The sequence below is a fragment of the uncultured Azohydromonas sp. genome (assembly GCF_937926365.1).
GTDB lineage: Bacteria > Pseudomonadota > Gammaproteobacteria > Burkholderiales > Burkholderiaceae_C > Azohydromonas.
On sequence record NZ_CALAOH010000036.1, the window covers coordinates 1 to 21,580 of the forward strand.

Annotated in this window: 18 protein-coding genes, 1 tRNA gene and 1 pseudogene; 18 read left to right on the forward strand and 2 right to left on the reverse strand. The window is 69.1% G+C overall.

Annotation, left to right across the window (positions count from 1 at the left end; genetic code table 11):
* From Q0741_RS03330 to Q0741_RS03410, 17 genes and pseudogenes are all read left to right on the forward strand, one after another.
* Nucleotides 1–455 (forward strand): annotated as a pseudogene (locus Q0741_RS03330) (hypothetical protein); the annotation flags it as partial.
* A gap of 173 nt (nt 456–628) precedes the next feature.
* Nucleotides 629–1,054 (forward strand): nucleoside-diphosphate kinase, encoded by a 426-nt coding sequence (gene ndk, locus Q0741_RS03335; protein WP_298231780.1) that lies wholly within the window; start codon nt 629–631, stop codon nt 1,052–1,054.
* A 48-nt stretch (nt 1,055–1,102) separates the two neighbouring features.
* Entirely contained in the window at nt 1,103–2,254 is a 1,152-nt protein-coding gene (gene rlmN, locus Q0741_RS03340; protein ID WP_298231781.1) for a 23S rRNA (adenine(2503)-C(2))-methyltransferase RlmN, read from the forward strand.
* A 39-nt stretch (nt 2,255–2,293) separates the two neighbouring features.
* The gene (gene pilW, locus Q0741_RS03345; RefSeq protein ID WP_298231782.1) at nt 2,294–3,076 is read left to right on the forward strand and encodes a type IV pilus biogenesis/stability protein PilW; all 783 of its coding nucleotides are present in this window, start codon (nt 2,294–2,296) and stop codon (nt 3,074–3,076) included.
* Nucleotides 3,069–3,974 carry a RodZ domain-containing protein gene (locus Q0741_RS03350; RefSeq protein WP_298231783.1) on the forward strand — a complete coding sequence of 302 codons (906 nt, stop codon included), beginning with the start codon at nt 3,069–3,071 and terminating at the stop codon, nt 3,972–3,974. Before pilW ends, Q0741_RS03350 begins: the two co-directional genes overlap by 8 nt.
* A gap of 11 nt (nt 3,975–3,985) precedes the next feature.
* Complete coding sequence (gene ispG, locus Q0741_RS03355) at nt 3,986–5,257, forward strand: flavodoxin-dependent (E)-4-hydroxy-3-methylbut-2-enyl-diphosphate synthase (protein ID WP_298231794.1); 1,272 nt, start codon at nt 3,986–3,988, stop codon at nt 5,255–5,257.
* 156 nt (nt 5,258–5,413) lie between these two features.
* Nucleotides 5,414–6,742 carry a histidine--tRNA ligase gene (gene hisS / locus Q0741_RS03360; protein WP_298231784.1) on the forward strand — a complete coding sequence of 443 codons (1,329 nt, stop codon included), beginning with the start codon at nt 5,414–5,416 and terminating at the stop codon, nt 6,740–6,742.
* A gap of 27 nt (nt 6,743–6,769) precedes the next feature.
* The gene (locus tag Q0741_RS03365) at nt 6,770–7,453 is read left to right on the forward strand and encodes a tetratricopeptide repeat protein (RefSeq protein WP_298231785.1); all 684 of its coding nucleotides are present in this window, start codon (nt 6,770–6,772) and stop codon (nt 7,451–7,453) included.
* Nucleotides 7,450–8,565, forward strand: coding sequence for an outer membrane protein assembly factor BamB (gene bamB, locus Q0741_RS03370; RefSeq protein ID WP_298231786.1), 1,116 nt, complete (start codon nt 7,450–7,452; stop codon nt 8,563–8,565). Before Q0741_RS03365 ends, bamB begins: the two co-directional genes overlap by 4 nt.
* 13 nt (nt 8,566–8,578) lie before the next feature.
* Nucleotides 8,579–9,922, forward strand: a complete 1,344-nt coding sequence (gene der / locus Q0741_RS03375) for a ribosome biogenesis GTPase Der (protein ID WP_298231787.1) — start codon at nt 8,579–8,581, stop codon at nt 9,920–9,922.
* 92 nt (nt 9,923–10,014) lie between these two features.
* A complete protein-coding gene (gene hfq, locus Q0741_RS03380) occupies nt 10,015–10,257 on the forward strand; it encodes an RNA chaperone Hfq (protein WP_028999187.1) in 243 nt (80 codons plus the stop codon).
* Nucleotides 10,258–10,311: 54 nt separating this feature from the next.
* The gene (gene hflX / locus Q0741_RS03385) at nt 10,312–11,571 is read left to right on the forward strand and encodes a GTPase HflX (protein ID WP_298231788.1); all 1,260 of its coding nucleotides are present in this window, start codon (nt 10,312–10,314) and stop codon (nt 11,569–11,571) included.
* 92 nt (nt 11,572–11,663) lie between these two features.
* The gene (gene hflK / locus Q0741_RS03390; protein WP_298231795.1) at nt 11,664–12,878 is read left to right on the forward strand and encodes an FtsH protease activity modulator HflK; all 1,215 of its coding nucleotides are present in this window, start codon (nt 11,664–11,666) and stop codon (nt 12,876–12,878) included.
* Nucleotides 12,879–12,903: 25 nt separating this feature from the next.
* Nucleotides 12,904–13,809 (forward strand): protease modulator HflC, encoded by a 906-nt coding sequence (hflC, locus tag Q0741_RS03395; RefSeq protein ID WP_298231789.1) that lies wholly within the window; start codon nt 12,904–12,906, stop codon nt 13,807–13,809.
* Nucleotides 13,810–13,932: 123 nt separating this feature from the next.
* Entirely contained in the window at nt 13,933–15,084 is a 1,152-nt protein-coding gene (locus Q0741_RS03400) for an ATP phosphoribosyltransferase regulatory subunit (protein ID WP_298231790.1), read from the forward strand.
* A gap of 40 nt (nt 15,085–15,124) precedes the next feature.
* Entirely contained in the window at nt 15,125–16,459 is a 1,335-nt protein-coding gene (locus Q0741_RS03405; protein ID WP_298231791.1) for an adenylosuccinate synthase, read from the forward strand.
* Nucleotides 16,460–16,478: 19 nt separating this feature from the next.
* Nucleotides 16,479–17,000: a phosphoribosyltransferase gene (locus Q0741_RS03410; RefSeq protein ID WP_028999182.1), complete on the forward strand. Its 522-nt coding sequence runs from the start codon at nt 16,479–16,481 to the stop codon at nt 16,998–17,000.
* 261 nt (nt 17,001–17,261) lie between these two features.
* Here Q0741_RS03410 and Q0741_RS03415 read toward each other — a convergent pair.
* Nucleotides 17,262–17,346: transfer RNA gene (locus Q0741_RS03415), tRNA-Leu, on the reverse strand.
* 83 nt (nt 17,347–17,429) lie between these two features.
* Here Q0741_RS03415 and rnr point away from each other — a divergent pair.
* A complete protein-coding gene (gene rnr / locus Q0741_RS03420; protein WP_298231792.1) occupies nt 17,430–19,856 on the forward strand; it encodes a ribonuclease R in 2,427 nt (808 codons plus the stop codon).
* A 159-nt stretch (nt 19,857–20,015) separates the two neighbouring features.
* Here the strand turns inward: rnr and Q0741_RS03425 are convergent, their stop codons facing one another.
* A complete protein-coding gene (locus Q0741_RS03425) occupies nt 20,016–21,512 on the reverse strand; it encodes an NAD(P)H-hydrate dehydratase (protein ID WP_298231793.1) in 1,497 nt (498 codons plus the stop codon).
* Between the last annotated feature and the right edge of the window lie 68 nt (nt 21,513–21,580).

Here is a 21,580-nt window from a genome sequence, read left to right on the forward strand (position 1 = left end):
CGAACCCGCTGCAGCAGACCTACGACAAGCGCGCGCTGCAGGCCGAGCGCCAGCGCAGCCGCAGCGCCGACTGGGACGACGACGACAACCGCCCGATCCCGAACCCGCTGCAGCAGACCTACGACAAGCGCGCGCTGCAGGCCGAGCGCCAGCGGCGCGAGCGCAGCGAGGACGGTCCGATCCCGAACCCGCTGCAGCAGACCTTCGACAAGCGCTTCGTGCAGAAGGGGCCGGGTGGCGGCGGTGGTTTCGGCCGCAACCGTGGTCCCGGTGGAGGCGGCTTCGGCGGCGGCCCGGGCAACGGCCCGCGCGGCGGCAAGGGTGGCAACCGGGGCAAGGGCGGCGAGCCACGCCAGCCCGATCCGATGCAGACCTCGGTGGGCTACATCGGCGCCGATGCCTTCCTGCGCGGCAAGGGCCGCGGCGGCGGCCGGGGCGGGCGCGGCGGTCGCTGATGTCCCCCGACAGGCCGGCGCGCCGCGCCGGCCTGCAACGCTGCCCGCGCAGCACCGTTTCCATCCATGACGCCGGCGCGCACCGGCGGCGCCTACACCCGCATCACGGGGGCAGCCAAGGGCGCGCCGGTACAATCTAGGGCTTTGCCCGATTCACTCCAAGGAGAACCTACATGGCCATCGAACGCACCCTGTCCATCATCAAGCCCGACGCCGTGGCGAAGAACGTGATCGGCCAGATCTACGCCCGCTTCGAAGGCGCCGGCCTGAAGATCGTGGCTGCCCGCATGGCGCACCTGTCGCGCCGCGAGGCCGAGCAGTTCTACGCCGTGCACGCCGCGCGTCCGTTCTTCAAGGACCTGGTGGACTTCATGGTTTCCGGCCCCGTGATGATCCAGGTGCTCGAAGGCGAAGGCGCCATCGCCAAGAACCGTGAGCTGATGGGCGCCACCGACCCGAAGAAGGCCGAGAAGGGCACCATCCGTGCCGACTTCGCCGACAGCATCGACGCCAACGCCGTGCACGGCTCCGACGCCCCCGAAACCGCCGCGGTGGAAGTGGCCTTCTTCTTCCCCGGCATGCAGGTCTTCAGCCGCTGATACAAGCCTGAAGGACCCGCGCTCAACGCCTGAACAGGCCTCGCAGCCATGAGTCTCGTCAACCTGCTGGATTTCGACCTCGAAGGCCTCACCGCCTTCTGCGAGGGCCTGGGCGAAAAGCGTTTCAGGGCCGTGCAGCTCTTTCGCTGGATTCACCAGAAGGGAGCTGCCGATTTCGAGCAGATGAGCGACCTCGCCAAGTCGCTGCGCTCGAAGCTCGCCACCCGCGCCGAGGTGCGGCCGCTGGCGGTGATCAGCGAGCAGGCCTCGGCCGACGGCACCGTGAAGTGGCTGTTCGACGTGGGCGGCGGCAACGCGGTGGAGACCGTGTTCATCCCCGAGGAGGACCGCGGCACGCTGTGCGTGTCCTCCCAGGCCGGCTGCGCCGTGGGCTGCCGCTTCTGCTCCACCGGCCACCAGGGTTTCAGCCGCAACCTGAGCACGGGTGAGATCCTGGCCCAGCTCTGGCACGCCGAGCACCATCTGCGCCAGCGGCTCAAGCTCGCCCCGGCCGAGCGCGCCATCGACAACGTTGTGATGATGGGCATGGGCGAGCCGCTGCAGAACTACGCTGCGCTGGTGCCGGCGCTGCGCACGATGCTCGACGACCACGGCTACGGCCTGTCGCGCCGCCGCGTGACGGTGAGCACCTCGGGCGTGGTGCCGATGATCGAGCGGCTGCGCGAGGACTGCCCCGTGGCGCTGGCCGTGTCGCTGCACGCACCCAACGACCCGCTGCGCGACGAGCTGGTACCGCTCAATCGCAAGTACCCGATCGCCGAGCTGCTCGACGCCTGTCACCAGTACCTCAGCGCCGCGCCGCGTGACTTCATCACCTTCGAGTACTGCATGCTCGACGGCGTGAACGACACCGACGCGCATGCGCGCGAGCTCATCGAGCTGGTGCGCCGCAGCCCGCGCAGCGACGGCGGTCGCGGGATCAGCTGCAAGTTCAACCTCATTCCCTTCAACCCCTTCCCGGCTTCGGGGCTCAAGCGTTCGTCGCGGGAGCGGGTGATGGCCTTCGCGCGGGTGCTGGCCGATGCCGGCATCGTCACGACGGTGCGCAAGACGCGCGGCGACGACATCGACGCCGCCTGCGGCCAGCTCGCCGGCGAGGTGCAGGACCGTACGCGCGCGGCCGAGCGCATGACGCGCGCGCCGATCCGCATCCACGCCGCCCCGCCCGCGCGCACCTGAGGCCGCGCGGCCGTCCGACCGCACGCTGTGCCTGCCTCGATGCCCGTTGCCCGCTCGACCACCCCGCTGCTGACCGGCCTGCTGGCCGCGGCTGCGCTGCTGGCCGGCTGCGCCGCGACGACGTCGCGCCCGGCGGATGCCGAAACGGCGCAGCGCCGCGCGCAGGCGCGGCTGGCGCTGGCTTCGGCCTACTTCGAGAACGGGCAGGCCCAGACCGCGCTGGAGGAAGTCGAGCGCGCGCTGGAAGCCGACCCGCGCTCGGCGCCCGCCTTGGGCCTGCGCGGCCTGGCGCAGGCGAGCCTCGGCCTCGACGGCCCGGCGCAGGCCAGCTTCGAGCAGGCGCTGGCGCTGGCGCCGCAGGACGCCGACCTGCTGCACAACTTCGGCTGGTTCCTGTGCCAGCAGCGGCGCTGGGACGAGTCGCAGGCGCAGCTCGAGCGTGCGCTGGCGCAGCCTGGCTACCGCGGCCGCGCGCGCAGCCTGCTGGCGCTGGGCGTGTGCCAGGCCCGCGCGCAGCGCTGGGACGCCGCCGAGCGGCCCCTGGCGCAGGTGCTGGATCTGGAGCCGACCAATGGCGCCGCGGCACTGGCGCTGGCCGAGGTGCTGCTGCGCCGCGGCGACGCCGAGCAGGCGCGGGCCCAACTGCAGCGCGCACGCTGGTCCGCCGCGCAGGCCGACGCGCCTGCGCTGTGGTTGGCCGCTCGCATCGAGCACCGGCTGGGCCGGCACGAGGCCGTGCAATACCTGGGGCGCGAACTGCGCCAACGCTACCCGCAGGCGCCGCAGACGCTTGCCCTGGACCAAGGACGCTTTGATGACTGAGCCGAGCGCGCCGCCCTCGCGCGGCGAATCCCCCGGAACCCTTCTGCGCCGCGCGCGCGAGCAGCAGGGGCTGGACCTGGACACGCTGGCCGCCACCGTCAAGGTGCGGCCGGAAAAGCTCGCGGCGCTGGAAAGCGACCACTACGAGCAACTGCCCGACATGGCGTTCACGCGCGCGCTGGCCAAGACACTGTGCCGCACGCTCAAGATCGACGCCGCGCCGGTGCTGGCCGGCATGCCCGTGGGCCTGGACGGCTCGCGCCTGGAGCAGGTGGCCACCGGGCTGAACACGCCGTTCCGCGACCACGCCGGTCGGCGCGAAATGCGCGACCGGGGCCCGCTCAAGCGGCCCGTGATGTGGGCCGTGCTGCTGCTGATGCTCGGCGCCGCGGCCATCGTGCTGGTGCCGGCGAACTGGTTCAAGTTCGGTACCGGCACGCAGGACGGCGCTGAAGCCACACAGGCGCCCACCTCGGCCGCGCCGGCCTCGGGCACCTCGGGCGTGGTGGAGACGATCCTGCCGCCGCCCGGCGTGCCTTCCGGTAACGAGGCGCCGGCCTCGACCCCGGCCCCGGCGTCGCCCCAGGGCTCGACGACCATGGACGCTCCCAGCGCTATCGGCGCCGCGAGCGCGCCGCCGGTCACGGCGGCGGCCAGCGCCGCCGGCCTGCTGGTGCTGCGCGCCTCGGCCTCGTCCTGGGTGGAGGTGCGCGACGGCGGGAACCAGGTGCTGCTGTCGCGCTCGCTGCAGGCGGGCGAGACCGCCAACCTCGACGGCACGCTGCCGCTGCGCGCCACCATCGGCAACGCTGCCGCCACCGCGGTGAGCTTCCGCGGCGAGCCGCTGGACCTGCGCACGCGCACGCGTGACAACGTGGCCCGTCTCGAACTCCAGTGAGCTCCGAACCGATGAACACGCCCTTCGAACCGATCGCCGTTGCCCAACCCGCCGCCCGCCGCTCGCTGCAGGCGCGCGTGGCCTGGGGCGGCCGGGTGCTGACCCTCGGCGGCGATGCGCCGGTGCGCGTGCAGTCGATGACCAACACCGACACCGTGGACGTCATCGGCACCGCCATCCAGGTCAAGGAGCTGGCGCTGGCCGGCTCAGAGCTGGTGCGCATCACCGTCAACACGCCCGAGGCTGCGCAAACCGTGCCGCACATCCGCGAGCAGCTCGACCGCATGGGCATCGAGGTGCCTCTGGTGGGCGACTTCCACTACAACGGCCACCGCCTGCTGAGCGAGTTCCCGGACATGGCCGCCGCCCTGTCCAAGTACCGCATCAACCCGGGCAACGTGGGGAAGGGCGACAAGCGCGACCGGCAGTTCGCCCAGATGATCGAGGCGGCGCTCAAGCATGACCGCCCGGTGCGCATCGGCGTCAACTGGGGCAGCCTGGACCAGGAGCTGCTGGCCTCGCTGATGGACGACAACGCCAAGCGCGCCCAGCCCTGGGACGGCAAGCAGGTGATGTACCAGGCGCTGGTGCAGTCGGCGCTGTCCTCGGCGGCCTTCGCCGTCGAGATGGGCATGGACCCGGCGCAGGTGATCCTGAGCTGCAAGGTCTCGGGCGTACAGGACCTGGTGAGCGTCTACCGCGCGCTGGCCGCGCGCTGCAGCCACCCGCTGCACCTGGGCCTGACCGAGGCCGGCATGGGCACCAAGGGCATGGTGGCCTCGGCCGCGGCGCTGTCGCTGTTGCTGCAGGAGGGTATCGGCGACACCATCCGCGTGAGCCTCACGCCGCAGCCCGGCGAGCCGCGCACGCAGGAGGTGGTGGTGGCGCTGGAGATCCTGCAGGCGCTGGGCCTGCGCGCCTTCAATCCCAGCGTCACGGCCTGCCCGGGTTGCGGGCGCACCACCAGCACCACCTTCCAGGAGCTGGCCAAGCAGATCGACGACTTCCTGCGCGCGCAGATGCCGCTGTGGAAGGCGCAGTACCCGGGGGTGGAGAACCTCAAGGTGGCCGTCATGGGCTGCATCGTCAACGGCCCCGGTGAGAGCAAGCACGCCGACATCGGCATCAGCCTGCCCGGCACCGGCGAGGCCCCGGCGGCGCCGGTGTTCATCGACGGCGAGAAGGCGCTGACGCTGCGCGGCGAGGGCATCGCCGCCGAGTTCCAGAAAATTGTCCAGGACTACATCGAGAAGCGCTTCGGGGCGGTGGAAGAGGCGCGCTGAGCGCACTGCTTCACTTGCCGAAGCCAACTTCCTTTCCCGTTCGGGCTGAGCCTGTCGAAGCCCTGTCGCACGGTCGGGCTGCAGCCCTTCGACAGGCTCAGGGCGAACGGAACCCATTTCTCAACCGCTGCCGGTGCAGCGGTCACGACAACATCCATGGCTGAACAACCGAAGAACAAAGTCGAGCCGCTGCGCGCGGTCAAGGGCATGAACGACATCCTGCCGCCGACGTCCGCGCACTGGGAGTGGCTGGAGGACAAGTTGCGCTCGCTCATGCGCCGCTACGGCTACCTCAACGCGCGCACGCCCATCGTGGAGCCGACGGCGCTGTTCGTGCGCGGCCTGGGCGAGGTCACCGACATCGTGGAGAAGGAGATGTACTCCTTCGAGGACTCGATGAACGGCGACAGGCTCACGCTGCGCCCGGAGAACACCGCCGGCATGGTGCGCGCCACCATCGAGCACGCGCTGCTGCACGACGGTGGCAAGCGGCTGTTCTACATCGGCCCGATGTTCCGCCACGAGCGCCCGCAGAAAGGGCGCTACCGCCAGTTCCACCAGGCCGGGGCCGAGGCGCTGGGCTACGCCGGGCCGGACGTGGACGCCGAGCTCATCCTCATGTGCCGCGCGCTGTGGCGCGAGCTGGGACTGGTGGAAGGGCGCGACGTCACGCTGGAGCTCAACAGCCTGGGCCAGCCCGAGGAACGCACCGCGCACCGCGAGGCGCTGATCGCGCACTTCGAGGCCCACGCCGAGCTGCTGGACGAGGACGCCCGGCGCCGTCTGCACAGCAACCCGCTGCGCATCCTCGATACCAAGAACCCGGCGATGCAGCCGGTGGTGGAGGCGGCGCCGAAGCTCATGGACTACCTGGGTGCCGAGTCGCGCGCGCACTTCGACGGGCTGTGCGCGATCCTGGACGCCGCCGGCCTAGCCTACCGCGTCAACCCGCGCCTGGTGCGCGGCATGGACTACTACAACCTCACCGTCTTCGAGTGGGTCACGACGCGGCTGGGCGCGCAGGGCACGGTGTGCGGCGGCGGGCGCTACGACCCGCTGATCGCGCAGCTCGGCGGCAAGCCGGCGCCGGCCGTGGGCTGGGCGCTGGGCATGGAGCGGCTGCTGTTGCTGCTGGAGGAGGCCGGCGTGCTGCCGCCCCCGCCGCCGCCGCGCGTGTACGCGGTGGTGCCCTCGGCCGCGGCGCTGCCGCAGGCCTTCGTCGCGCTGGAGGCGCTGCGCGCCGCCGGGGTGGCGGCGCTGATGCATCCGGGGCAGGGCAGCATGAAGTCGCAGTTCAAGCGTGCGGACGCCTCCGGGGCGCACTGGGCGCTGATCTTCGGCGACGAGGAGCTGGCCCGCGGCGAGGTGGCGCTCAAGGCGCTGCGCCCGCTGCCCGACGGTTCGCAGGTCCCCCAGCGCAGTCTGGCGCTGGCGGACGCGGCGGCCTGGGCGCCGAACCTGCTGCTGGATAATCCCGCGTTTTGACCCCTTTTCAGGACCCTTCACAGCCTCATGGCCACCTCTCTCGACCTGCAGGAACAGGAACAGATCGACCAGCTCAAGGCGTTCTGGAAGCAGTACGGCAACCTCATTACCTGGGTGCTGATCGCGGTGCTGGGCGCCTACGCGGCCTGGAACGGCTGGAACTGGTGGCAGCGCGAGCAGGGCTACAAGGCCGGCGCGCTGTACGGCGAGCTGGAGCGCGCGGCGCAGGGCGGTGAGGCCGACAAGGTCGCACAGGCGTTCAACGACCTGCGCGAGCGCCACGGCGGCACGACCTACGCCGCGCAGGGCGCGCTGCTGGCGGCCAAGGTGCAGGCCGAGAAGGGCCAGGCCGACGCCGCTCGCGCCACGTTGGCCTGGGCCGCCGACAAGGCCGAAGGCGATGCCTACCGCGACATCGCGCGGCTGCGCCTGGCGGCGGTGCTGATGGATCAAAAGCAGTACGACGACGCGCTCAAGGCGCTGGACGGCGTCAAGGGCGAGGAGTTCAAGGCGCTGGCGGCGGATCGCCGCGGCGACGTGCTGCAGCTCCAGGGCAAGACGGCCGAAGCCAAGTCCGCCTACCAGACGGCCTATGCCGGCATGGACCCGGCGGTGGAGTACCGCCAGCTGGTGGAGGCCAAGCTCACGGCGCTGGGGGCCGCCCCCGCGGCAGCCGCGGCCTCCGCCGCCGCCAGCGGAGGTGCGCAATGAGCCGCCGCCTGCTGGGGGCCGTCCTGGCCGCTGCGGTGCTGGCCGCCGGTTGCGCGTCCAGCAGCAAGCCCAAGCCCGCGCCGCTGGAGAGCTTCACGGCCCAGTTGGCGGCGCGGCCGCTGTGGAACGCGAGCGTCGGCTCGCTGGACTTTCCGCTCACGCCCGCGCTGAGCGGCAACACGCTGGTGCTGGCCGGCGGCGACGGCCGGGTGCTGGCGCTGCAGGCCGACAGCGGGCGCGAGCTCTGGCGCGCCAGCGCCGGCACGCAGATCTCCGCCGGCGTGGGTAGCGACGGGCGCTTTGCCAGCGTGGTGACGCGCGACAACGAGCTGCTGACCTTCGAGGGCGGCAAGCTGCTGTGGAAGCAGCGCCTGGGCTCGCGCGTGGTCACGGCGCCGCTGGTGGCGGGCGAGCGCGTGTTCGTGATGGGCGTGGACCGCGCGGTGCAGGCCTTCGACGCCATCGACGGGCAACAGCTGTGGAAGCTGCAGCGTCCTGGCGAGCCGCTGACGCTGCTGCAGCCCGGCGTGCTGGCGCCGTTCAAGGACACACTGCTGGTGGGGCAGGGCCCGCGCTTGGCAGGCGTGGACCCGCTGCAGGGCACGTTGCGCTGGGAGGTGGCTATTGCGCTGCCGCGCGGCGCCAACGAGGTGGAGCGGCTGGCCGACCTGGTGGGGCCGGCGCCGCGCAACGGCGACGTGGTGTGCGCGCGGGCCTTCCAGGCCGCCGTGGGCTGCGTCGATGCCCAGCGCGGCTCGCTGCTGTGGGCCAAGAACGTGGGCGGCACCATGGCCGTGGGCGGCGACGCACGGCAGGTGATCGGTGCCGATGCCAGTGACCGCATCAGCGCCTGGAATGCCGCCAGCGGCGAGCTGGCCTGGAGCAGCGACAAGCTGCTCAACCGCGACCTGAGCGGTGCACTGGTGCTGGAGCGGGCCGTCGTGTTCGGCGACGCGCAGGGCTATGTGCATTTCCTGTCGCGCGAGTCGGGGCAGACGCTGCAGCGTCTGTCCACCGACGGCTCCGCAGTGGTTGGCACGCCGCTGCGCGCCGGCGACACGGTGATCGTGATCACGCGCAAGGGAGGCGTGTTCGCCTTCCGACCTGAATGAGGAAGAAACGTTGATGAAACCCGTGGTGGCCCTGGTGGGCCGACCCAACGTCGGCAAGTCGACGCTGTTCAACCGCATCACCAAGAGCCGCGACGCGATCGTGGCCGACTTCGCCGGGCTCACGCGCGACCGCCACTACGGCGACGCGCGGCTGGGCTCGCGCGAGTTCATCGTCATCGACACCGGCGGCTTCGAGCCCGACAAGCCTTCCGGCGTGGTGGCGGAGATGGCCAAGCAGACCAAGCAGGCGGTGGCCGAGGCCGATGCCGTGGTCTTCGTGACCGACCTGCGCAACGGCGTCTCCGGGCAGGACCACGACATCGCGCGCTACCTGCGCCAGTGCAACAAGCGCGTGTTCCTGGCCGTGAACAAGGCTGAGGGCATGTCGGATTCGCCGCTGCTGGCCGAGTTCCACGAGCTCGGCATCGGCGAGCCGCACCCGATCTCCTCCGCGCACGGACAGGGCATCCGCAGCCTGCTCGAAGCGGTGCTGGAAACCTTCGTCTTCGGTGACGAGGACGAGGAGGCAAGCGACGAAGAGATCGCCAACCGACCGATCCGGCTGGCCGTGGCTGGGCGCCCCAACGTGGGTAAGAGCACGCTGATCAACACCTGGCTGGGCGAGGAGCGGCTGGTCGCCTTCGACATGCCAGGGACTACCCGTGACGCCATCAGCGTGCCCTTCGAGCGGCTGGGGCAGAGGTTCGAGCTCATCGACACCGCAGGCTTGCGCCGCAAGGGCAAGGTGTTCGAGGCGATCGAGAAGTTCTCGGTGGTCAAGACGCTGCAGGCCATCGCCGACGCCAACGTGGTGCTGCTGCTGGTGGACGCCATGCAGGGCGTGAGCGAGCAGGACGCGCATATCGCGGGCTACGTGCTCGACTCGGGGCGCGCGGTGGTGATCGCTATCAACAAGTGGGACGCGGTGGACAGCTATCAGCGCGAGATCGTGGAGCGCTCGATCGCACAGCGGCTGGCGTTCCTGAAGTTCGCGCCGATCCTGCATATCTCTGCGCTCAAGCGGCAGGGCTTGGGGCCGCTGTGGAAGGCCATCGCCGACGCGCATGCCTCGGCCACGCGCAAGATGCCCACGCCGGTGCTCACGCGGCTGGTGCAAGAGGCGGTGGAGCATCAGGCGCCCAAGCGCGCCGGCCACTTCCGGCCCAAACTGCGCTACGCGCACCAGGGCGGCATGAATCCGCCGGTGGTGGTGGTGCACGGCAACTCGCTGGAGCACGTCACCGACAGCTACAAGCGCTACCTGGAAGGGCGCATCCGCGACCATTTCAAGCTGGTGGGCACCCCGTTGCGCATCGAAATGAAGTCGTCGCACAACCCCTTCGTCGACAAGGAGTGAAAGCCAGGAACGTCTGCAGAAACCGTGCCGGGCGAGCCCCTGCGACCCTGTGTTAACGTGCAGACTTTCTGGACTTTCATCACGGAGAACACGTGAGCAACAAAGGGCAACTCCTACAAGACCCGTTCTTGAACCTGCTGCGCAAAGAGCATGTCCCGGTGTCGATCTACCTCGTCAACGGCATCAAGCTGCAAGGCCACATTGAGTCCTTTGACCAGTACGTGGTGTTGCTGCGCAACACCGTGACGCAAATGGTCTACAAGCACGCGATTTCCACTGTCGTGCCCGGGCGTGCAGTGAACTTCCACGCCCAGGAACAGAACGAAGCTTCCTGATCTGTCGCCATCCCGGCGGCGGCCCTCCAAGCTGAGTTCACCATTACTAACACCTTGAGTTCCGACAACTCCGCCGCCACGTCGTCTGCGCTGCAGCCGGCGCGGGCGGTCCTGGTTGGGGTCGATCTCGGCCCCGCCTCTTCTTTCGATCCCACGCTCGACGAACTTGCCCTGCTGGCCGAATCGGCCGGCGACGAAGTCGTTGCGCGCGTGATTGCCCGCCGCAAGGCGCCAGATGCCGCATTGTTCGTGGGCTCGGGCAAGGCTGATGAGATCAAGCTGCTGGTGGACATGCACCAGGCGCAAGGCGTGATCTTCGATCAGGCGCTGAGTCCGGCCCAGCAGCGCAACCTGGAGCGCCACCTGGGTGTACCGGTGGCCGACCGCACGGCACTGATCCTGGAAATCTTCGCCCAGCGCGCCCAAAGCCACGAGGGCAAGCTGCAGGTCGAGCTGGCACGGCTGCAATACCTCTCGACCCGGCTGGTGCGGCGTTGGAGTCACCTGGAGCGCCAGCGCGGGGGCATCGGTACCCGCGGCGGCCCAGGTGAAGCCCAGATCGAGCTTGACCGCCGCATGATCGGCGAGCGCATCAAGGCGCTCAAGGTGCGGCTGGACAAGGTCAAGCGCCAGCGGGGTACGCAACGCCGCGCCCGCGCTCGCAGCGGTACCTTCCGTGTCTCGCTGGTGGGCTACACCAACGCCGGCAAGTCCACGCTGTTCAATGCGCTGGTCAAGGCGCGCGCCTACGCCGCCAACCAGCTCTTCGCGACGCTGGATACGACCACGCGCTCGATGTTCTTGGAGCAGGCCGGGCGCGCGGTGTCGCTCTCCGACACCGTGGGCTTCATCCGCGACCTGCCGCACAAGCTGGTGGAAGCCTTCGAGGCCACGTTGCAGGAGGCGGCAGACGCCGACCTGCTGCTGCATGTGGTCGATGCCGCCAGCCCCGTGCTGCAGGAGCAGATGGAAGAGGTGGACCGCGTACTGGTGGAAATCGGCGCTGCGGACATTCCGCAACTGCTGGTCTACAACAAGGTCGATGCGCTGCCGGAGTCGCAGCAGCCGCGCCAGGCCGTGGACGCGCTGGAGCGGGCGCCCGGTACCCGGACGCCGCGTGTGTTCGTCAGCGCGCTGCAGGGACATGGGCTCGATGCGCTGCGCGAGCTCATCGCGCAGGCCGCCACGGGTGCTGATGCCGCCGCAGGCCATGATATGCAGGACGCAGGCGCCTATGACGACGCCTCGCTGCCGTCGCCGTCCGGTTCCGACGACCGTGACGACGAATACCCTCCTCGATCGATGCAAGCATGAGCATCCACCCTGAACTTTCCCTGCCGTCGCGACTGCGTTCCGTGGCCGGCGCCGCGCAGGCCCTGCTGGGGCGTCTGGCGCGGCCACTTCTCATGAGCAACGGCCGCAACGATGGACCGCCGGACCTTGACGAGCTCTGGCGTGACTTCAATCGCAAGCTCTCCAACCTGTTCGGTGGCAAGTCGGGCCGACCGGGATCGGGCAACAACGGCGGCGGCGACGGCGGTGGCGGTCCGTCCTTCCAGCCCGACATGAAGAGCGCGGGCATTGGCGCCGGGCTGATCGCTGGCGTGGTGCTGTTGATCTGGCTGGGCAGCGGCGTGTTTATCGTGCAGGAAGGCCAGCAGGCGGTGGTGACCTCCTTCGGCCGCTATGCGTACACGGCCGATGCGGGCATCCAGTGGCGCTTTCCGTATCCGTTCCAGGCGCACGAGACGGTGCCGGTGACGCAGCTGCGCTCGGTAGAAGTGGGCCGCAACACGGTGGTGCAGGCCACGGGGCTGCGCGACTCCTCGATGCTCACCCAGGACGAGAACATCGTGGACATCCGCTTCACGGTGCAGTACCGGCTCAAGGACGCACGTGCCTACCTGTTCGAGAACCGCAACCCCGACGAGGCGGTGGTGCAGGCGGCGGAGTCGGCCGTGCGCGAGATCGTCGGCCGCAGCAAGGTGGACTCGGTGCTGTACGAGCAGCGTGATGCGGTGGCGCAGGACCTGGTGAAGTCGATCCAGAGCCAGCTTGATCGGCTCAACGCGGGCATCGTGGTTGCCAATGTCAACATGGGCAGCGTCCAGGTGCCCGAACAAGTGCAGGCAGCTTTCAACGACGCCGTCAAGGCCGGTGCGGACCGTGACCGTTTCAAGAACGAAGGCCAGGCCTACGCCAGCGATGTCATTCCGAAGGCACAGGGCACATCCGCGCGCCTGCGTCAGGAGGCCGAGGCGTATCGCGCGCGGGTCGTGGCGCAGGCCGAGGGTGACTCGCAGCGCTTCCGCTCGGTGCTGGCCGAATACCAGAAGGCTCCTGGCGTCACGCGTGACCGGCTCTACATCGACACCATGCAGCAGGTGCTGTCCAACGTGAGCAAGGTGCTGGTGGATAGTCGCAACGGTTCCAACCTGCTGTACCTGCCGTTGGACAAGCTGATGCAGCAGGCCGGTGCTCCGACGGCCATGGTGCCGCCGCCCGCGGCGTCCAACGTGCCCACGCCGGAGGCCAGTGGCCACAACAGCACGGCCGCAGGAAACGTGGCCGATGTGCGCTCGCGCGACAACGCCCGCGGTCGCGAGCGCGAAAGCCGCTAAGCGGCACGAAAGAGACAACAACACAATGAACCGCATCGGACTCATCGTGGCCAGCGCGCTGATCGCGCTGATGCTGGCGGCCTCGACCTTGTTCATCGTGGACCAGCGTCAAGTAGCAGTGGTGTACGCGCTGGGCGAGATCAAGGAGGTCATCACCACGCCAGGCCTCAAGGTCAAGTTGCCGCCGCCGTTCCAGAACGTGGTGTTCCTGGATCGCCGCATCCAGACGCTGGACAGCCCGGAATCTCGGCCCATCTTCACGGCCGAGAAGAAAAGCCTGGTGATCGACTGGCTCGTGAAATGGCGCATCTCCGAGCCCCGCCAATTCATTCGCAACAACGGCACCGACATGCGCAACTTGGAGAACCGCCTGTCGCCCGTGGTGCAGGCGGCCTTCAACGAAGAGGTGACCAAGCGCAGCGTCAGCGGCGTGCTGGCTACCGAGCGCGAGCGCGTGATGAACGACGTGCGCCAGCGCCTCACCGACGAGGCCAAGGCCTTCGGCATCGAGATCGTGGATGTGCGCGTCAAGCGCGTGGACTTCGTTGCCGACATCACCGATGCGGTCTACCGGCGCATGGAATCCGAGCGCAAGCAGGTGGCCAACGAGCTGCGCTCGACCGGCGCGGCCGAGGCTGAGCGCATCCGTGCCGATGCCGACCGACAGCGTGAGGTGATCGTGGCCGAAGCCTATCGCGACGCACAGAAGATCAAGGGCGAGGGCGATGCCCAGGCCTCGGCGCTGTACGCGGACGCCTTCGGACGCGACCCGCAGTTCGCTCAGTTCTATCGCAGCCTGGAGGCTTACCGCGCGAGCTTCCGCCAGAAGACCGACGTGATGGTGCTGGATCCGTCCTCCGACTTTTTCCGCGCCCTGCGCAGTCCCTCGGGCGGTGGCGCTTCCGCGGCGCCCGCCGCGCCGCGCCGCTGAGCCGCCAAGCTTCGCGCTGCTGGTAGCGCTGACGGGAGTGCTGACCGGGCCGAAGTGCCCGAGCAGCGGCCGCCTTTGCGGCCGCTGGGTACAATCCCGTTTTTAATCCCCCGCTTGTTTTCCATGTCCTCTGCCTGGCTGCTGCCTGAGCACATTGCTGATGTGCTGCCTTCCGAGGCGCGGCGTATCGAGGAGCTGCGTCGGGGTCTGCTGGACATGGCGCGCAGCTACGGCTTCGAGCTGGTGATGCCCCCGCTGCTGGAGTATCTGGAGTCGCTGCTCTCCGGTACCGGCCATGCGCTGGACCTGCAGACCTTCAAGCTCATCGACCAGCTCAGCGGCCGCACGCTGGGCGTGCGTGCCGACACCACACCGCAAGTGGCGCGCATCGATGCCCACCTGCTCAACCGTGCCGGCGTTGCGCGCCTGTGCTACTGCGGCCCGGTACTGCACACCCGTCCTGCAGGTCCACGCGCCACGCGCGAGCCGCTGCAGTTCGGCGCCGAGATCTACGGCCACGCCGGCCTGGAAGCCGACCTGGAAGTGGTGGAGCTGGCTCTTGATGGCTTGCGTGCAGCCGGTGTCGAAGCTCCGGTGCTGGACCTGGGTGATGCCCGCATCTTGCGCGCCCTGCTGCAGGGCGTGGAGCAAGGGCGCCAGGAAGAGCTGGCCGCCGCACTGGCCCGCAAGGACACGGCGGCCCTGGGCGCGTTGACTGCCGGCCTGTCTGAGGCCAAGGCGCTGCAGGCGCTGACGCGGCTGTACGGTGGTGCTGAGGTGCTGCAAGCGGCGCGCGAGCTCCTGCCCGACCTGCCTGCGGTGCGTGCTGCGCTCGATGACCTGGCTTGGCTGATGCACCACGTGCAGCGCACGCATGCGCAGGTACGGCTGGGCTTCGATCTGGGCGACATCGGAGCGCACGCCTACTACAGCGGCCCGCGCTTCGCGATCTACAGCGCTGGCGCCAGCGATGCGCTGGTGCGTGGCGGACGCTACGACGAAGTCGGTGCAGTGTTCGGCCGCAACCGTCCCGCAGTGGGCTTCAGCCTGGACCTCAAGGCGCTGGCTGAGCGCATCGCGCCTGCACCGGCGCGCCTGGCGGTGCGGGCGCCCTGGGGTGAGGCCCAATCGCTGCGCGAGGCGGTGCGCCACCTGCGCCAGCAGGGGGAAACCGTGCTGTGTGTGCTGCCCGGACACGAACACGAAGGGCAGGAGTTCGAATGCGACCGCGAGTTGGTCGAGATCAATGGTCAATGGGTGTTGCGCGCCCTCTGAGGGCGGCAAGCACCGTTCAACGCTAGTCAAGATGACACAAGTGAATCCTTCCGCCGTGCGCGGGCGCAACGTGGTCGTGGTCGGCACCCAGTGGGGCGACGAAGGCAAGGGCAAGGTCGTGGACTGGCTCACCGATCACGCCCAAGGCGTGGTGCGCTTCCAGGGCGGCCACAACGCCGGTCACACGCTGGTGATCAAGGGCGTGAAGACGGCGCTGCAGCTCATTCCGTCGGGGATCATGCGCGAAGGCGTGGCCTGCTACATCGGCAACGGCGTGGTGGTTGATCCGGCTCACCTGCTGTCGGAGATCGAGCGTCTGGAAAAAGTCGGACTGGAAGTGCGTTCGCGGCTGTTCATCAGCGAGTCGTGCCCGCTGATCCTGCCGTTTCACGTCGAGGTGGACCGTGCCCGTGAGGCGCTGCGCGAGAGCAGCGGCAGCGGCAAGATCGGTACTACCGGCAAGGGCATCGGCCCGGCCTACGAGGACAAGGTCGCGCGCCGCGCGCTGCGCGTGCAGGACCTGAAGCACCCACAGCGCTTCGAGAAGAAGTTGCGCGAACTGCTGACGCTGCACAACGAGGCGCTGGCCGGTCACCTCAATGGTCAGCCGTTGGAGTTCCAGCCCATCTTCGACCAAGCCATGAAACTGGCCGAGGTGCTCAAGCCGATGATGGCTGACGTGGGCTACCGCGTACACGCGGCCAATGCCGCGGGCGCCAACATCCTGTTCGAAGGTGCGCAGGGCACGCTGCTGGACATCGACCACGGCACCTATCCCTATGTGACCTCCAGCAACTGCGTGGCAGGCAATGCGGCGGCCGGTGCCGGCGTGGGGCCGGACCAGTTGCACTACATCCTGGGCATCACCAAGGCCTATACCACGCGCGTGGGCTCGGGGCCATTCCCGACCGAGCTGCCCATCGACGAGGAGGGCGGCGTGGGCCACCACCTCTCCACCGTGGGCCAAGAGCGCGGCACCGTCACGGGCCGCGCGCGGCGCTGCGGCTGGCTCGATGCCGCCGCGCTCAAGCGCTCGGTGATCATCAACGGCATCTCGGGCCTGTGCATCACCAAGCTCGACGTGCTGGACGGGCTCAAGGAAATCAAGGTCTGCACGGGCTACGAGCTGGGTGGTCGGCGCATCGACATCCTGCCGCTGGACGCCGATGACATCGCCGAATGCGTGCCGGTGTACGACACCTTCCCCGGCTGGAGCGAGTCCACGTTCGGTGTGACGGAATGGGACAAGCTGCCGGAGAACGCGCGCGCTTATCTCCAGCGTGTGGAGGCGCTCATCGGCACCCCCATCGACATGGTTTCCACCGGCCCGGACCGCGAGCACACCATCGTGCTGCGCCACCCCTACCAGCGCTGAACATCAAGCAAGGACAGCCATGCTCACCGACGACGGCAAGCATCTCTACGTTTCCTGGGACGAGTACCACCTGCTCACCGAGCGTCTAGCGCTCAAGGTGGCCGCCTCAGGCTGGGAGTTTGATCAGATCCTGTGCCTGGCCCGCGGTGGCCTGCGCCCGGGTGACGTGCTCTCGCGCGTGTTCGACAAGCCGCTGGCCATCATGTCCACCAGTTCCTACCGTGACGAAGGCGGCACGCTGCAGGGCCGCCTGGACATGGCCAAGTACATCACCATGCCCAAAGGCGAACTCGCCGGACGGGTGTTGCTGGTGGATGATCTGGCGGACTCCGGCGTCACGCTGCAGGCCGTCGTGGAGCGGTTGCGCGGCATCCCGGCCATCAAGGAATTGCGCTCGGCCGTGATCTGGACCAAGGGCGTTTCCTGCTACACGCCGGACTACTACGTCGAATTGCTGCCCACGAGCCCGTGGATCCATCAGCCCTTCGAGGAGTACGACAACCTGCGCCCCGATGGATTGGCGCGCAAGTTCGCGGTTTGAGGTCTGCGACGCTTGAGAAAAAAGGCCTGCAGTTGCAGGCCTTTTTTACTGGTTTGGCGTGAGCTGGCGTCCAGCGCAAAGGCAGCACAGCGAGGCATGCCGTTTGCTTATGTTGCGTTGGCAACTGCAAGCCGCATGGCTGTTTGCAGAAGCGGTGCGCAATGCCAATGCATACGAGGAACGTGGAGATTGCTGGTGTTTGAAGCTCAAAAAAGCCCAAACGAAAAAGGCCGGCGCATCGCGCCGGCCTTTATGATTTGGTGGTGCCCAGGAGAGGACTCGAACCTCCACGGAGTTACCCGCTAGTACCTGAAACTAGTGCGTCTACCAATTCCGCCACCTGGGCTTTGTTTCCGTCATCTCGAAAACAGCTGAGATTCTATCATCAAAACAAAACAGAACGCAAATACCACCATCGGCGCAGCGCTCATGAGCGAAGTCGAAGGTGTGGTGCAGGGCCATCGCGACGGTCACGGCTTCGTGCTGCGCGACGGTGAAGGCGACGTGTACCTCTCGCCGCAGGAGATGCGCTCCGTGTTGCACCGCGACCGGGTGCGCGTGCGCATCGTGCGCTACGACCGCAAGGGCCGTCCCGAAGGGCGGGTGCTGGAGATCCTGGAGCGCCGGCGCACGCCCATCATTGGGCGGTTGTTGCACGAAAACGGTGTCTGGCTGGTGGCGCCGGAGGACAAGCGCTATGGCCAGGACATCCTGATTCCCAAGAACGCCACCGGCAGCGCCACGGCCGGGCAGGTGGTGGCGATAGAGCTCACCGAGGAGCCCTCGATGTACTCGCAGCCCGTGGGCCGCGTGACCGAGGTGCTGGGCGAGATCGACGACCCGGGCATGGAGATCGAGATCGCGGTGCGCAAGTACGAGGTACCGCACCGCTTCTCGCCCGAGACGCTGGCGCAGGTGGCGGGCTTGCCCGACAAGCTGCGCCCAGCCGATCGTCGCCACCGCATCGACCTTAGCGACGTGCCGCTGGTGACCATCGACGGCGAGGACGCGCGCGACTTCGACGACGCCGTGTACTGCGAGCCCCATGTCAGCGGCCGGGGCAAGAGCGCTTTCAAGGGCTGGCGCCTGGTGGTGGCGATCGCCGACGTGAGCCACTACGTCAAGCCTGGCGACGCGTTGGACGAGGACGCCTACGAGCGCGCCACCTCGGTGTATTTCCCGCGCCGCGTCATCCCCATGTTGCCGGAGAAGCTCTCCAACGGGCTGTGCTCGCTCAACCCGCTGCAGGAGCGGCTGTCCATGGTGTGCGACATGCTCGTGCGCGAGGACGGCGAAATCCATGCGTACCAGTTCTTCCCGGCCGTGATCTGCTCGCATGCGCGGCTCACCTACACCGAGGTAGCGGCGATCCTGGGCAATACGCGCGGTCCCGAGGCGGCGCGGCGCGCGGAGTTGGTGCCGCATCTGCTGCACCTGCACGAGGTCTATCGCGTGCTGCTTAAGCATCGCGGCAACCGCGGCGCGGTGGACTTCGAGACCACCGAGACGCAGATCGTGTGCGACACCAACGGCCGCATCGAGAAGATCGTGCCGCGCGTGCGCACCGAGGCGCACCGGCTTATCGAGGAGGCGATGCTCGCAGCCAACGTGTGCGCGGCCGACTTCATCGAACAGCACAAGCACCCGGCGCTGTTCCGGGTGCACGAGGGGCCCACGCCCGAGAAGCGCGTAACGCTGCAGAACTACCTGCGCGCGCTGGGCTTGGGGCTCAGCGTCAGCGACGAGCCCACGCCAGGTGAGTTCGCCGCCATCGCCGAGGCCACCAAGGACCGCCCCGACGCCCAGCAGATCCACACCATGCTGCTGCGCTCGATGCAGCAAGCCATCTACACCGCATCCAATGCCGGGCACTTCGGGCTGGCCTACGAGGCTTACACCCACTTCACCAGCCCCATCCGCCGCTACCCCGACTTGCTGGTGCACCGGGTCATCAAGGCGCTGCTGGCGGGCAAGCGTTACCGGTTGGCCAGCGGCGCACTGGAGGAGGCGCCCAAGACGCGCTCCGCGGGCAAGGCGGCTAAGGCCCATCCGCAGGAGATGGAGCTGTGGGAAGCCGCGGGCGCGCACTGCAGCGCCAACGAGCGCCGCGCCGACGAGGCCTCGCGCGACGTCGAGGCCTGGCTCAAGTGCCGCTACATGCGCGATCGGCTGGGCGAGGAGTTCAGCGGCACGGTGACTGCCGTCACCAGCTTCGGCCTGTTCGTGACGCTGGATGCGCTCTACGTCGAGGGTCTGGTGCACATCACTGAGCTCGGTGGCGAGTACTTCCGCTACGACGAGGTGCGCCAGGAATTGCGAGGCGAGCGCACCGGCGTGCGCTACGTTGTGGGTTCGCGTGTGCGCGTCCAGGTGAGCCGGGTGGACCTGGACGGCCGGCGCATCGATTTCCGGCTGGTGCAGGAAGGCGCCGAGATGCGCGTGCCCGGACGCCGCGGCGCCCAGGGCAAGGCCGTGGACGGCGAACCCCGTACGCGCGGGCGCCGTGGCCGCAAGGGCAGCGAGCTGGCTCGGGAGGCGGCAAGCGCAGGCGTCCTCGTCGGTGGCAGTGCCGACATGCCTTCCGCCGACACGCCGCCGGTGGACCGCCCGCATGCCGTCGTGCCGACAGGCGCCGATGAGAAGGTTCTGCGGGACATCGTGGACGCCGCAGCCTCTGCCGATCAGCCCGCCACGGCCGTGGAGCAGTTGCAGGCGCTGAAGGAGGAAAGCCGCGCGCACAAGGCTGCGGCGCGTACCGCGCGCAAGACCGGTGCGCGCAAGAGCGCGGCTCGCAAGACAGCGGCAGCCAAGTCGGCCGCCCAGGCTGCGGCTCGCAAGACCAAGCAGCGCGGCTGAGCCAGCGGCATCGACATCCAGCGGGCCGGCGTGCGATGTGCACGCCGGCCCGCTGCGTCGGTGTGGTGTGCGTGCCCGCGTGCGACACCAGGCTGCCGTGTCGGACGGTTGTGAGGTGCGCTCCGGGAGCGGTCTACCGCGGGTGGCAGCCTGAAGGCTTCAGGCTAGACGGCGCATGGCGTCGATCAGCTCCAGCGCCAGCAGCGGACCGTTCAGTGCATGGGCGTCGGCAGCCGCTCCGTGAAGTTGGACGCCGGCCGCCACCAGCCCCTGCAGCGAGGCCATGCCCGTGGCGAGCGCGCTCCACTGTCCGGTGAGCCAGCCTGCCAGCACGTCTCCCGTGCCGGGACTGGCCAGTGCCGCGTTGCCGGTGGCGTTGACGATGGGCAGGGCCCCGGGCGCGGCCACCACGGTGCCGGATCCCTTGAGCACCACCACGGCGCCCAGGTCCTCGGTCAATCGCTGTGCGGCGGTGAGCCGATCGGCCTGGATCTCGGCCGCGCTACAGCCGAGCAGTCGGGCAGCCTCTAGCGGGTGCGGCGTCACCACTGTCGCCTGACCGCGGCCAGCGCGCTCGCGTAATGACCGCGCCAGGGTCGTGTCGGCAGCTACGGCGTTGAGACCATCGGCGTCGAGCACCAGGCGCGCAGCATGTGCCAGCAGGGCGGGGAGCGCCGTAGTCACCGCCTGTCCACCGCCGCAGCCGCACAGGACGGTCGCGCTGCCCAGGCGCTCGGGCGTCGAATGCCACAGCGCCTCGCGCTGCATGAGCTCCGGGCGGGTCGGGTCCAGCGCCAGCGTGCCTTCGAGCAGGCTCAGGTAGACACGGCCGGCCCCGGCGGACAGGGCAGCACGAGCGGCCAGCAGTGCCGCGCCGTGCATGCCTTGTGCTCCGGCGATGATCAGCGCATCGCCGTAGCTGCCCTTGTGCTGCGCGTGGCCGCGCGCCGCGCGTGCTGTCTCCCGCTGCGCGCGGCCGCCCAACCAGGCTTGGGGCGGCTCGTCATCCACCACGTCCAGCGCATCGAGCCACAGTCGGCCGCAGTGCTCACGCCCGGCGCCGGTGAACAGCCCCATCTTGAGGTTGAGCATGGTCAGCGTGTCGGTGGCTCGTGCAACGGCGTCGCCGATGGTGCGGCCGGTGCCGGCATCCAGGCCCGAAGGCACGTCCACCGCCAGCCGCGTGCCGCGCATGGCGTTGAAGCCCCGCACGGCCTGGGCCATGGCGCCCTCGATAGCGCGGGCGCTGCCGATGCCCAGCAGCCCGTCCAGGGAGAGCGGGTAGTCCGCCGGCGGCGTGGGATCGTTCAGCACGATGGAGGCGCCGGCCTCGCGCGCGCGTTGCAGCGACTGCACAGTGGCCGGCACGAGAGCATGGAAGTCGGCGGCGAAGACGCTGGTTGTCACCGCGCGGCCGGCGCGCGCCAGATGAAATGCAGCCTCCAGCGCATCGGCGCCGTTGTGGCCCGGGCCGGCCAGCACCCAGCAATGTCGCGCATGCGGTGCCAGGGCCAGCGCCAACCGTGCCGTGGCCAGACCGGCGCGCGCCACCAGGGTGCCCGGCGGCACGGCGGCCAGCGCGCGCTGCTCCAGGCGTCGCGTGGCGGGCAGGTCGTGCAGAGGAAAGTCGTGAGAGGGAAGGGCGATGGGCTGCATGGCGCGGCGCAGGCTAGTGGTACGAGTCGGAAGTTCGCTGACAGAACTCGGCCACGGACGCCAGGATT

Coding starts and splice junctions, on each gene's coding strand:
- ndk (WP_298231780.1), top strand. CDS start 629: ATGGCCATCGAACGCACCCTGTCCATCATCAAGCCCGACGCCGTGGCG.
- rlmN (WP_298231781.1), top strand. CDS start 1,103: ATGAGTCTCGTCAACCTGCTGGATTTCGACCTCGAAGGCCTCACCGCC.
- pilW (WP_298231782.1), top strand. CDS start 2,294: ATGCCCGTTGCCCGCTCGACCACCCCGCTGCTGACCGGCCTGCTGGCC.
- Q0741_RS03350 (WP_298231783.1), top strand. CDS start 3,069: ATGACTGAGCCGAGCGCGCCGCCCTCGCGCGGCGAATCCCCCGGAACC.
- ispG (WP_298231794.1), top strand. CDS start 3,986: ATGAACACGCCCTTCGAACCGATCGCCGTTGCCCAACCCGCCGCCCGC.
- hisS (WP_298231784.1), top strand. CDS start 5,414: ATGGCTGAACAACCGAAGAACAAAGTCGAGCCGCTGCGCGCGGTCAAG.
- Q0741_RS03365 (WP_298231785.1), top strand. CDS start 6,770: ATGGCCACCTCTCTCGACCTGCAGGAACAGGAACAGATCGACCAGCTC.
- bamB (WP_298231786.1), top strand. CDS start 7,450: ATGAGCCGCCGCCTGCTGGGGGCCGTCCTGGCCGCTGCGGTGCTGGCC.
- der (WP_298231787.1), top strand. CDS start 8,579: ATGAAACCCGTGGTGGCCCTGGTGGGCCGACCCAACGTCGGCAAGTCG.
- hflK (WP_298231795.1), top strand. CDS start 11,664: ATGAGCAACGGCCGCAACGATGGACCGCCGGACCTTGACGAGCTCTGG.
- hflC (WP_298231789.1), top strand. CDS start 12,904: ATGAACCGCATCGGACTCATCGTGGCCAGCGCGCTGATCGCGCTGATG.
- Q0741_RS03400 (WP_298231790.1), top strand. CDS start 13,933: ATGTCCTCTGCCTGGCTGCTGCCTGAGCACATTGCTGATGTGCTGCCT.
- Q0741_RS03410 (WP_028999182.1), top strand. CDS start 16,479: ATGCTCACCGACGACGGCAAGCATCTCTACGTTTCCTGGGACGAGTAC.
- rnr (WP_298231792.1), top strand. CDS start 17,430: ATGAGCGAAGTCGAAGGTGTGGTGCAGGGCCATCGCGACGGTCACGGC.
- Q0741_RS03425 (WP_298231793.1), bottom strand. CDS start 21,512: ATGCAGCCCATCGCCCTTCCCTCTCACGACTTTCCTCTGCACGACCTG.